Origin of the sequence: Pseudomonas extremorientalis (assembly GCF_024584605.1) — a bacterium.
Lineage (GTDB): Bacteria > Pseudomonadota > Gammaproteobacteria > Pseudomonadales > Pseudomonadaceae > Aquipseudomonas > Aquipseudomonas extremorientalis.
Window position 1 is genome coordinate 4,429,100 of record NZ_CP089519.1, and the last position, 11,783, is coordinate 4,440,882.

At 62.2% G+C, this 11,783-nt stretch carries 10 protein-coding genes and 1 tRNA gene; 5 read left to right on the forward strand and 6 right to left on the reverse strand.

Going from position 1 to position 11,783, the window contains the following annotated elements:
- Nucleotides 1–33: 33 nt before the first annotated feature.
- Both LUU92_RS19905 and LUU92_RS19910 read right to left on the reverse strand, forming a co-directional pair.
- Nucleotides 34–109: transfer RNA gene (locus LUU92_RS19905), tRNA-Asn, on the reverse strand.
- A 60-nt stretch (nucleotides 110–169) separates the two neighbouring features.
- Nucleotides 170–1,066 (reverse strand): LysR family transcriptional regulator, encoded by an 897-nt coding sequence (locus LUU92_RS19910; RefSeq protein ID WP_257102545.1) that lies wholly within the window; start codon nucleotides 1,064–1,066, stop codon nucleotides 170–172.
- A 100-nt stretch (nucleotides 1,067–1,166) separates the two neighbouring features.
- Here LUU92_RS19910 and lldD point away from each other — a divergent pair, with 100 nt between their 5' ends.
- Nucleotides 1,167–2,297 carry an FMN-dependent L-lactate dehydrogenase LldD gene (gene lldD, locus LUU92_RS19915; RefSeq protein WP_058424979.1) on the forward strand — a complete coding sequence of 377 codons (1,131 nt, stop codon included), beginning with the start codon at nucleotides 1,167–1,169 and terminating at the stop codon, nucleotides 2,295–2,297.
- Here lldD and LUU92_RS19920 read toward each other — a convergent pair.
- From LUU92_RS19920 to LUU92_RS19930, 3 genes are read right to left on the reverse strand one after another with little or no spacing between them, the layout of a single operon-like run.
- On the reverse strand, nucleotides 2,294–3,526 hold the full coding sequence (locus LUU92_RS19920) for a CaiB/BaiF CoA transferase family protein (protein ID WP_071490737.1): 1,233 nt from the start codon (nucleotides 3,524–3,526) through the stop codon (nucleotides 2,294–2,296). The two genes, lldD and LUU92_RS19920, sit on opposite strands and share 4 nt — an antisense overlap.
- 26 nt (nucleotides 3,527–3,552) lie before the next feature.
- On the reverse strand, nucleotides 3,553–5,082 hold the full coding sequence (locus LUU92_RS19925; protein ID WP_257102546.1) for a 3-hydroxyacyl-CoA dehydrogenase: 1,530 nt from the start codon (nucleotides 5,080–5,082) through the stop codon (nucleotides 3,553–3,555).
- A gap of 2 nt (nucleotides 5,083–5,084) precedes the next feature.
- On the reverse strand, nucleotides 5,085–5,870 hold the full coding sequence (locus tag LUU92_RS19930) for an enoyl-CoA hydratase (RefSeq protein ID WP_071490739.1): 786 nt from the start codon (nucleotides 5,868–5,870) through the stop codon (nucleotides 5,085–5,087).
- A 249-nt stretch (nucleotides 5,871–6,119) separates the two neighbouring features.
- Here LUU92_RS19930 and LUU92_RS19935 point away from each other — a divergent pair, with 249 nt between their 5' ends.
- The 4 genes from LUU92_RS19935 to LUU92_RS19950 all read left to right on the forward strand — a co-directional run bounded on the left by LUU92_RS19935 (nucleotide 6,120) and on the right by LUU92_RS19950 (nucleotide 10,768).
- A complete protein-coding gene (locus LUU92_RS19935; protein ID WP_092243260.1) occupies nucleotides 6,120–6,989 on the forward strand; it encodes an IclR family transcriptional regulator in 870 nt (289 codons plus the stop codon).
- 69 nt (nucleotides 6,990–7,058) lie between these two features.
- A complete protein-coding gene (locus LUU92_RS19940; protein WP_071490741.1) occupies nucleotides 7,059–8,213 on the forward strand; it encodes an acyl-CoA dehydrogenase family protein in 1,155 nt (384 codons plus the stop codon).
- Between the two features lie 46 nt (nucleotides 8,214–8,259).
- The gene (locus LUU92_RS19945) at nucleotides 8,260–9,534 is read left to right on the forward strand and encodes an MFS transporter (protein WP_071490742.1); all 1,275 of its coding nucleotides are present in this window, start codon (nucleotides 8,260–8,262) and stop codon (nucleotides 9,532–9,534) included.
- Nucleotides 9,535–9,841: 307 nt separating this feature from the next.
- Nucleotides 9,842–10,768 carry a GGDEF domain-containing protein gene (locus LUU92_RS19950; protein ID WP_071490743.1) on the forward strand — a complete coding sequence of 309 codons (927 nt, stop codon included), beginning with the start codon at nucleotides 9,842–9,844 and terminating at the stop codon, nucleotides 10,766–10,768.
- A gap of 199 nt (nucleotides 10,769–10,967) precedes the next feature.
- Here LUU92_RS19950 and LUU92_RS19955 read toward each other — a convergent pair whose 3' ends face one another.
- A complete protein-coding gene (locus LUU92_RS19955; protein ID WP_219733315.1) occupies nucleotides 10,968–11,735 on the reverse strand; it encodes an iron-containing redox enzyme family protein in 768 nt (255 codons plus the stop codon).
- Nucleotides 11,736–11,783 lie beyond the last annotated feature (48 nt).

Below are 11,783 nucleotides of genomic sequence, written 5' to 3' on the forward strand. Positions count from 1 at the left end.
GCATCTCTGCAGGCTTCTCTTTATGTCGCTATCTGGCTCCACGACCTGGACTCGAACCAGGGACCCAATGATTAACAGTCATTTGCTCTACCAACTGAGCTATCGCGGAATGCGCCGTATGTTACTGATTGAAAAGGAGAAGTCAAGCTTTCTCTGGCACTCGGCGTGATTAAACCGGATGGCCGGTTGAAACGGCGTGCTCCCTAGCCAGTTCCAGCCAGGCCAGGGCGGCGGGTGGCAGGTGGGCGCTGGCGCGCCAGGCCAGGGCGATGTGCCAGTCGGTGTGGGGTTCGTCCAAGGGGATCAGGGCGATGCCGGGGTGTTGGTGTTTGTGCGCCAGCATGCGTGGCACGAAGGCTACGCCCAGGCCGGCGGCGACCAGGTCGATGATGAAGTCGATCTGCCCGCTGCGGGCGGTCACCTTGGGGGTGACGCCCTTGCGCTCGCAGGCGGCGAGAATCTTGGCGTTGAGGGCGAAGCCGGCTTCAAACAAGATGAACGGCGAATAGGCTAGGTCAGTAAAGTCGATACGTTCAAGGTCGGCCAGCGGATGGCTGATGGGCAGCACGGCCATCAACGGTTCGTTGCGCACGGGCTGGTAGTCGAAGTCTTCGTCCACCGGCAGCAGCAGCGCTGCCAGGTCGACCTCCCCCGCTTCCAGGCACTCGCGCAGTTTTTTGCTGCCGTATTCGGTGAGTTCAATGTCGATGTCCGGGTAGCGGCTGCGGTAGGTGGCGAACATGGTCGCGAACAGCACGCCGCAACCCACCGGCGGCAGGCCGATGCGCAGTACGCCGCGCTTGAGGCCGCACAAATCGTTGATCTCGGCCACCAGGTCATTGCGCTCGGCGAGCAGCACCAGGGCGCGGCGGTAGGCAATTTCGCCGGCGGCGGTGAGTTCGTTGCGATGCCCCAGGCGATTGAGCAGCGGCGTGCCCAGTTCGTCTTCCAGGGTCTTGACCGCCTTGCTCACGCTGGATTGAGTCAGGGACACCACCTCGGCAGCCTGGGAAAAACCACCCTGGCGTACCACTTCTACAAAGGCACGCAATGTTCTCAGGTTCATCAGTATTCCTTTGGCGACTGGCTGCCAGCGATAAAAGTTGTTTTTATCATGCCAGAGAATTGCCTATCCTGAAGCCACCTTGCCCGTGGAGCCTCTAAAAATGATCATCTCGTCCGCCTCCGACTACCGCGCAGCCGCCAAGCGCAAGCTGCCGCGCTTCCTGTTCGACTACATCGACGGCGGCGCCTACGCCGAGCACACGATGCGTGCGAACAGTTCGGACCTGGCCGAGATCAGCCTGCGCCAGCGCATCCTGCGCAATGTAGACAATCTGAGCCTGAAGACCACGGTGTTCGGCCAGGAACTCGACATGCCGGTGATCCTCAGCCCGGTCGGCCTGACCGGCATGTATGCGCGGCGCGGTGAAGTGCAGGCAGCCAAGGCGGCGGCGAACAAGGGCATCCCCTTCTGCCTGTCGACGGTGTCGGTGTGCCCGATTGAAGAAGTGGCGTCGCAAAGCGCGCAAGCGATCTGGTTCCAGTTGTATGTGCTCAAGGACCGCGGCTTCATGCGCAACGCGCTGGAGCGCGCGCAAGCGGCCGGTGTGACGACGCTGGTATTTACCGTGGACATGCCCACGCCCGGCGCACGGTATCGCGATGCCCATTCGGGCATGTCCGGCCCGTTCGCCGCACAGCGACGCATGCTGCAAGCCGTCGCCAAGCCGCAATGGGCCTTCGATGTGGGGTTGATGGGCCGTCCCCATGACCTGGGTAATATCTCCAAATACCTGGGCAAACCCACCCACCTGGAAGACTACATCGGCTGGCTGGCGAACAATTTCGACGCGTCGATCAGTTGGAAAGACCTGGAGTGGATCCGCGAGTTCTGGAAAGGCCCGATGATCATCAAAGGCATCCTCGACCCCCAGGACGCCAAGGACGCGGTGAGTTTCGGCGCCGATGGCATCGTGGTCTCCAATCACGGCGGCCGCCAATTGGACGGCGTGTTGTCCACCGCCAAAGCCTTGCCGCCGATTGCCGATGCAGTGGGCGATGACCTCACCGTATTGGTGGATTCCGGCATCCGTTCCGGGCTGGATGTGGTGCGCATGCTCGCCCTGGGTGCCAAGGCGTGCCTGCTGGGACGCGCCACCGCCTACGCGCTGGCCGCCGATGGCCAGCACGGCGTGGAAAACCTGCTGGACATCTTTGCCAAGGAAATGCGCGTGGCCATGACCCTGACTGGCGTCACGTCCATCGCGCAGATCGACCGCACCACCCTGGTCTAACCCTGCTGTTCAACGATCCCGCGGGCCTTGAGTCGGGCCAGTTGCTCCGGTGACAAGCCCAACCGCTCGCCGAGGATGTCGTCGGTGTGCTGCCCCAGCCTCGGCGCCGGCCGCTGGTACTCCACGGGGGTGCCGGACATTTTGATCGGGCTGCCGACCATGGCGAACTCCGGGTTTTGCGGATGGGGGATCTTCACCATCAGGTTGCGCGCGATCACCTGGGGTTCTTCCAGGGATTGCGCGATGGAGTTGATCGCCCCCACCGGCACCTTCGAGGCATGGATACACGCCACCCACTCATCGGCACTGCGCCCCAGAAAGTGCGCCGAGAGCAGCGCGACAATCTCTTCGCGATGGGCCACGCGGTCGGCGTTGCGGCGAAAGCGCGGGTCGTCCGGCAGATGCGCCAGGCCGATGCTCTGGCACAGCGCGACAAACTGGCTGTCGTTGCCACAGGCGATGATGAAGTCGCGGTCGGCGGCACGGAACACCTGGTAAGGCACGATATTGGCGTGGGCATTGCCATAACGCTGCGGCACCTTGCCCGAGGCCAGGTAGTTCATGCTTTGGTTGGCCAAGGTCGCGACCTGCACATCCAGCAACGCCATATCAATGTATTGGCCCACGCCGGTGCGCTCACGGCTGAGCAGCGCGGCCTGGATCGCCACGGTGGAATACAGGCCGGTCATCAGGTCGGAGAACGCCACGCCGACCTTTTGCGGGCCGCCGCCGGGCAAGTCATCGCGCTCGCCGGTGATGCTCATCAGGCCGCCGATGCCCTGGATGATGAAGTCGTAGCCCGGCTCCTCGGCACGCGGGCCGGTCTGGCCGAAGCCGGTAATAGAGCAATACACCAGGCGCGGGTTGAGCTCGGCCAGGGTCGCGTAGTCCAGGCCGTAGCGGGCCAGGGAGCCGGCTTTATAGTTCTCGATCAACACATCGGAACTGGCCGCCAGCGCCCGTACCAACTCCTGGCCTTCGGGGCTGGCGATGTCGATGGCCACGGATAACTTGCCACGGTTGGTCGACTGGTAATACGAAGCCTCGCCGGACGACTCACCGGTGTCGGTCTTCATCCACGGCGGGCCCCAAGCACGGGTGTCGTCGCCGCTTTTCGGGCGTTCGATCTTGATCACCTCCGCGCCAAGGTCGGCCAACACTTGCCCACACCAGGGGCCGGCCAACACACGGCTCAGATCCAGCACCCGCAAACCTGTCAATGCACCCATTTTTCTTATCCTGTGAGGTTGGGAAATCAGCCGGCTTTCGGCGCTTCATGGCGCAGGGAAATCCCCAGCAGCGCCCGTCGCCGCAACCACGGGCTGGGGCGGTAGCGCGGGTCGTGGGTGAGCTCGCTCATGCGCTGTAAAATCGTGAGCAGGCGTCGTGGCCCGAGGGCATCGCCCCAGGCCAGCGGGCCGTTGGGGTAGCCCAGGCCGAGCTGCACGGCCTGGTCGATATCCTCGACACTGGCGATGCGCTGCTGGGCAATGTCGCAGGCGAGGTTGACCACCATCGCCAAGGTGCGTTGGGCCACAAAACCAACGCTGTCGCCGATCACCGTGACGCCCACGCCATCCGCTGCGAGCAAGGCGTGAGCGGCATCGCGCATCGCCGGGGCCGTCAGCGGGTTTTGCATCAGCGTGCGGTGGCGCGACAGGTCCGTCAGCACATCGATGCACAGCGTGCGCGCCGGGTCGGTATCGAAGTGCACGCACGTGCTGGTGGCATCGCGGCCGTAAGGCGCCAATAGGCATAACGCCTGTGGCGACGGTTGCGCAGCGTGTTCCAGATGGGCGCCCAGGTCGATCACCAGGGCACTCAAGCGCTCGTAGTCTTCACTGTTTTCCGTGGCGATCCACACCGGTGGCAGCGGTTGCACCGTGGGCACCGGCTGGGGTTGCGGGCCGTTGATGAGCTGGCCGTGTTCATACTGATAGAAGCCGTGCCCGGTCTTGCGCCCCAGGCGGCCGCCCACCAGCATCTGCCGGGTCAGGGGCGACGGTTTGTAGCGGGGCTCCTGGTAGAACTGGTTGTAGATCGACTCCATCACCGGGTGCGACACGTCCAGGCCGGTGAGGTCCAGCAGCTCCAGCGGCCCCATGCGAAACCCGGCGCCGTCGCGCAGGATACGGTCGATATCGCCGCGCTCGGCGATGCCTTCTTCCATCATCTTCAGGGCTTCGGTGCCGTAGGCCCGGCCGGCGTGGTTGACGATGAAACCAGGCGTGTCCTTGGCGCGCACGCCGCGATGGCCGGTGCGTGCAACCAGGGCCAGCAATGCCTCACCGACCTTGGGCGCGGTGGCCAGGCCATCGATCACCTCCACCACGCGCATCAACGGCACCGGGTTGAAGAAGTGCAGGCCCGCCACACGCCCGGGGTGCCGGCAACCAGTGGCGATGGCCGTGACGGAGAGTGAAGACGTGTTGGTCGCCAGGATGCACGTGGGGCTGACAATACCTTCAAGCTGTTGCAAGAGGCCGCGTTTGGCGTCGAGGTTTTCCACGATGGCTTCGACCACCAGGTCGCAATCGCGCAGGTCCTCAAGGCGGTCGATCACCTGCAAGTTGGCCAACGCTGCGTCCACCGCCGCCTGGCTGATCTTGCCCTTGCCCACCAACTTCGCAAATGTACCACCGAGGCTGTCACGGGCCGCTTGCGCAGCGCCGTCGCGAGCATCGAACAGGCATACCCGAACACCGGCCTGAGCAGCGATTTGCGCAATGCCCGCGCCCATGACACCGGTGCCCACCAGGCCCATCGTGTTGATAGCGTCGCTCATGCTTATTCCCCCCGGTACTGCGGCGTGCGTTTTTCGAAGAACGCCGCAGCGCCCTCCTTCTGGTCCTTGGAGTCGAACAACAATTGGAACGCCTTGCGCTCCAGCACCAGGGCGCTCTCCAGCGGCAGGTCGGCACCGGCCAGCATCACCTCCTTGATCTGCTCCACCGCCAACGGCGGCAGCGCGGCGATCTGCGCGGCCAGTTCCAGGGCGCGGGGCAGTGTCTGATCGTCGCTGACCATCTCGCTGAGCATGCCCATGGCCAGGGCTTCCTTTGCGCTGACCATGCAGCCGGTGAGCGCAATGCGCATCGCCTGGAATTTACCCACCGCCCGCACCAGCCGCTGGGTGCCGCCCGCCCCCGGCATCAAGCCCAGCTTGACCTCCGGCTGGGCAAACCGCGCCGACTCGCCCGCCACGATCAGGTCGCAATGCATCGCCAGCTCACAGCCACCGCCCAGGGCAAAACCATTGACGGCCGCGATCACCGGCTTGGGGCAGCGACTGATGGCTTCCCACAGATATTCGGTGTGGCGGCGGTACATATCGATCGCCCCGGCAGCGGCGAACTCCTTGATATCCGCACCTGCGACGAAGAACTGTTCGCCCCCCGTCAGCACAATGGCACGCACATCCTGACGGCGAGCCAAAGCGCGAAAGTGCTCGGCGAGCGCTTCACGCACCTGGGTATTCAGGGCGTTCTTGACTTCGGGGCGATGGATACGGACCACGGCCACGCCATTGTCCTGGACGTCGAGGGTCACCACGGGTGGGTTAGCGTTGGTCACATTGACTCCTGCTGCACAGTTCTTGTTAGTTGGATTGCACTTGTTTCGCTATGCGAAATAACATTCCGTATTTATCGATAATCATAAGTATCGTCCCCACAGGTGTAAACGTAAAAACCCGAACTCATGCACATACAGTCTTTAACCTGCTGTTTTATCGGGATTTATCGCATCAAATAATCGCCAAGCAAAAAGTTGCTTAGTTTCGCTGTGCGGAATACTATTTTGTTTTGTTGATTTTATAAAAAAATGAGGCTTAACATGCGCCGTCGAAACCCGGACTCGGACAACAACCAAGTCCCAGCAGGCAACAACGCCTTCGAGCATTTGTTGATTGACCCGATGCACAACGATGAGGAGGAAGACAAGGACCGCCAGTTCGTCACCGCCCTGGCCCGTGGCCTGGAACTGCTGCGCTGTTTCACGCCGAGCGAGAGTGTGCTGGGCAACCAGGAACTGGCGCGCAAGACCGGGCTGCCGAAACCGACGATCACCCGCATGACCCACACCCTGACCCGCTTGGGTTACCTCAGGCACCTGCCGCAGTCGGGCCGGTACCAGTTGGAGGTGGGCGTGATGGCCTTCGGTTACGCCATGTTGTCGAACCTGTCGATCCGCGCCGTGGCCCACCCGTTGATGGAGACCATGGCCAAGTACGCCCAGGCGGCCGTCGCGATGGCCACCCGCGACCGCCTCGACGCGGTGTACCTGGATGTGGTCCAGGGCGAAGCCAACATGACCATGCGCCGCCAGGTCGGTACACGGTTGCCGTTGCACTTGAGTTCAGCAGGCCGCGCCTGCCTGGCAGCGATGCCGGAAAACGAGCGGGAGTTCATTCTCGACCACATCCGCCAGCGCCATCTGGAGGACTGGCCGAACATCCGCAAGGGGCTGGAACGCGCCTTCCGGGACTACACCGATTTCGGCTATTGCATGTCGATCGGTGAGTGGCACCGCGATGTCAACGCCATCGCCGTACCGCTGCGACACGCACAACACGGCTTGCTGGCGTTCAACTGTGGCGGACCGAGTTTCCACCTCTCCCGGGAGAAACTCGAAGACGACATCGGCCCCCGCCTCAAGCACATGGTGAACAATATCGAGGCCGCCACCCGCTAGCTGGACAGGTGCATGGCCTCGGCAGATTGACGATAACAGGCCCGCCGAACGGGCCGCTGAGGGCTGCACATGATCCGAGACGCACAAACCCTGCATATCCTGGTGGACGCCATTGCGCAGTTCGTCGATGAAGCGCTGATCCCACGGGAAAACGAAGTCGCCGAAACCGATGAAATCCCGGCGGACATCATCAGCCAATTCCAGGACATGGGCCTGTTCGGCCTGACCATTCCCGAAGCCTACGGCGGCCTGGGCCTGACCATGGAAGAAGAGGTGACCATCGCCTTTGAACTGGGGCGCACCTCCCCGGCCTTCCGCTCGTACTTCGGCACCAACAATGGCATCGGCTCCATCGGCATCCTGCTCGACGGCACCGATGCGCAGAAGGAACATTACCTGCCGTTGCTGGCCAGCGGTGCGCTGCTCAGCTCGTTCTGCCTCACCGAACCCGACTCCGGCTCCGACGCCGCCTCGCTGAAAACCACCGCCGTACGCGATGGCGACCACTACGTGATCAACGGCACCAAGCGCTTTATCACCAACGCACCCCACGCCGGGATTTTCACGGTGATGGCGCGCACCGACCCGGCGATCCGCGGCTCGGGCGGTATCAGCGCGTTCATCATCGAACGTGACACGCCAGGCCTGTCCCTGGGCAAGCGCGATCACAAGATGGGCCAGCACGGCGCGCACACCAGCGACGTGATCTTCGACAACGTCCGCGTGCCAGCCAGCCAGTTGATCGGTGGCGTGGAAGGCGTGGGTTTCAAGACCGCCATGAAGGTCCTCGACAAAGGCCGCCTGCACATCGCCGCCGTCAGCGTGGGCGCCGCCGAGCGCATGCTGGGTGACGCGCTGAACTACGCGATCGAACGCAAGCAATTCGGCCAGCCGATTGCCGAGTTCCAGCTGATCCAGGCCATGCTCGCCGACAGCAAGGCCGAAATCTATGCGGCGCGCTGCATGGTGCTCGACGCCGCCCGCAAGCGTGACGAAGGCCGGGACATCGGCACCGAAGCTTCTTGCTCGAAGATGTTCGCCACCGAGATGTGCGGTCGCGTCGCTGACCGCTGTGTGCAGATCCATGGCGGCGCCGGCTATATCAGCGAGTACGCCATTGAACGTTTCTACCGGGATGTTCGCCTGTTCCGCCTCTACGAAGGCACCACGCAGATCCAGCAACTGGTGATTGCCCGCAACATGATTCGCGCGGCGCAACGCTGAGCACCACCCATACCCAATGCCCTAACAACTACAACAAGGTATCGCTATGGAAGTCGCCGCATCGGCGGGCGCGTTGTCGCCTGCAAAAAGCAAACTGTGGATCATTGTCTTTATCTTCTGCTTCCTCGGTCTGTTGATCGATGGCGCAGACCTCATGTTGCTGTCCTACAGCCTCAGCAGCCTCAAGGCCGAGTTCGGCCTGACCAGCGTCGAGGCCGGCAGCCTGGGCAGTTTCACCCTGGCCGGCATGGCCATTGGTGGCATCTACGGGGGCTGGGCCTGTGACCGCTTCGGCCGGGTCAAAACCGTCGTGTGGAGCATCGTGCTGTTCTCCGTGGGCACGGCGATCCTGGGCATGACCCACAGCTATTGGCAGTTCGCGAGCACGCGGTTTTTCGCCTCCCTCGGCCTGGGTGCGCTGTATGTGGCGTGCAATACGCTGATGGCCGAATACGTGCCGACCCGCTACCGCACCACTGTGCTCGGCACCCTACAGGCTGGCTGGTCGGTGGGGTACATCGTCGCCACGCTGCTGGCAGGCTGGATCCTGCCCGAACACGGCTGGCGCTGGTTGTTTTACGTGGCGATCATCCCGGTGATCCTCGCCGTGTTGATGCAACGCCTGGTGCCAGAGCCTCAAGCCTGGCTGACCGCACGCGCCGAGCGCGCGCAGGAGAAAGCCAATGGCACCCGGCAAGCCCAGCAGAAAAAGCCAGACGGCATGTTCAAGCTGATCTTCAGCGACCCCAAAGCCAGCCGCATGTTCCTGCTCTGGGCCTTGACCGCAGGCTTCCTGCAGTTCGGCTACTACGGTGTGAACAACTGGATGCCGTCCTACCTGGAAAGCGAACTGGGGATGAACTTCAAGTCGATGACCAGCTATATGGTCGGCACCTACGCCGCGATGATCTTCGGCAAGATCCTTGCGGGGTTGGCGGCGGATCGCCTGGGACGTCGCGCCGTGTTTGCGTTTGGCGCCCTGGGCACGGCGGTCTTCCTGCCGGTAATCGTGTTGTTCCAGAGCCCGGAGAACATCTTGTGGATGCTGGTGGTGTTCGGTTTCCTGTACGGGATTCCCTATGGCGTGAATGCCACCTACATGACCGAAAGCTTCGAGGCGAAGTTTCGTGGTTCGGCAGTGGGCGGGGCCTACAACATCGGGCGCATTGGTGCGGCAGTGGCACCGGCAGCCATTGGTTTCCTGGCGTCCCATGGCTCCATCGGCATGGGGTTTCTGGTAATGGGCGGCGCGTACTTCATCTGCGGCGTCATCCCGGCGTTGTTTATTCGCGATAAACAGTTCGATCCGCAAAAACAGTAAGCGCGACGCCCGCTTGCCAAATAACTGGCGTCATCCTTCGGCGACTGTTTTTAGAGATAAAAACAGTCGCTTGATTTGTAAGGCTTTTTATTTAATTGAACGAATGTGGCATGAAACTCGCTCTAACCCTCTCCAAGCAGGTTAAGCGATGACAAGACGTGCGGCAGTGCCCAGGGGTTATAACCCACGGTAAAGCGGTCTAGACTGTAATTCATGTTTTACGGAACTGAAGGAACAGTAAGACGCCTGGCATTCGCCACTCTCATCGAGCCTGTAAGACAGCTGAGCGCTTAGAGGCCGAACGGTTATGAAAACACCTACCCAGACCCATGCAATTGACTTTGACAGTGCCAAATTGCAACGCCTGGGCTTTGGTCAACCCGCCCTCCTGCCGCGCCGCCCCACCACCGTTATCGAACTTCGCCAGCAACTGGGCCAGCAACTGCAAACCAGCCTGGAACCGGAGCGCATTCTGGCGCTGTTCTTCCGTGAGATCCAACGCCTGGTGCCCCTGGACGCCCTGCACTACCGTCACCAGGCCAGCGACCTGCGCCTGGAGTTCGGCCATCGCGGCCATCACTCGATGAGCTACAGCTTGAGCCATGAAGGCGAGCACCTGGGCGAGCTGATCTTCCGGCGCAACCAGCGCCTGGCGGAAGAAGAACTCGGCCAACTTGAATCGCTGCTGGCGACCCTGCTCTACCCGATGCGCAACGCCCTGCTCTACCGCGCCGCCACCCGCAGCGCGCTGCGTGACCCACTGACCGAGACCGGCAACCGCATCGCCATGGACCAGACCCTGCAACGGGAAATCGACATGGCGCGCCGCCACCTGAACCCGCTGTCCTTGCTGATGCTGGACATCGACCACTTCAAGACCATCAACGACACCCACGGCCATGCCGCCGGCGACAACGTGCTGCGCACTGTGGCGGCATCGATCAAGAGCCAGCTGCGTAACGTGGACATGGTGTTTCGTTATGGCGGGGAAGAGTTTCTGATCCTGCTGTCCAACACCGGCCGCGATGCGGCGAAGATGGTTGGCGAACGCCTGCGCCAGGCGACACAAGCCCAGGATTATTGGGCGGACGGAACGCGGATCGAATTGACGGTGAGCCTGGGTTGCTCGACCCTGCTGCCCGCCGAATCTGCCGAAAGCCTGCTGCGCCGGGCCGATAGTGCGTTGTACGTGGCCAAGCGCGAAGGCCGCAACCGCCTGGCGATGGCGGGGTAACCCCCTTCAGCTGTAGCGAACTGGCTTGCTGTGGCAATAAGGCTTGTTGGGGCAATAAGGCTTGTTGGGGTAATCGGGCATGTTGTGGCGAGCGGGCTTGCCCCGCGTTGGACTGCGCAGCAGTCCCATGCTTTTTGAATAAAAAGCGGGCCGCTTCGCGGCCCAACGCGGGGCAAGCCCGCTCGCCACAACGGTTACATCAAGCCTCGCTGGCAACCCGCGCCTGACGCTCACGCATCACCGCCGGGGCTTTTTCTTTCTCCAGACGCATGCAGCTTTCCAGGAACAAATACATGTAGTCGTAGCTCTTGCACACGGCTTGGCGCAGTTCCGCCTGCAATGCCTTGGTGGGGTTCATCCCGGCCAGGGTGCAGATGATTTCCAGCGCTTCCCACGGGTGGGCGTCATCGTACTGGGCATGCATCTTCAGCCACTTCATCGCACGCTTGCGTTCTTCCTCGGGGAAGGCCGCCGCGTAGACACCGGTGGAACACACGACGGCGGACCACTCGCCGGTTGCGCCTTCAATCGCGTAGTTGGTCGCGGCAATGGCCACGATCAACGAATCGGCCGAGCTGGTGTGCCAGCACCAATGGCTGAGGGCATGCAACTCCGGCGGTACGTCCTGGGCTTGCAATTCGTCCAGGCTCACGCCGTGGGCACGGGCCCAATTGACCCAGTAATCGGCGTGGTTGAGCTCCACGCGAATATTGCGCATCAGCCAGCGGCGCGCCATGTCCTCCCCAGGATGGCGGGCAAATTTGGTCTTGGTGAGGTTCTGTGCCATGTACAAGGCAAACTGCTCCACCACCGGCCAGCCACCGATCAGGTAGTGGCGCATGGTCCTGGCGCTGAGCGTATTGTCGCGCATGCGCTGGTACAGTTCGTGTTCGACAACTCGGCGCTTGCTCTCGCTACAGTCCAGGATCAGTTTCTGAGCCCAGGCGGGGTAACTCGAGGCTTCCATAAGCGGGCCGGTTCTGTTGAATGTGTCGATCACTGTAAGGCTCCTTTT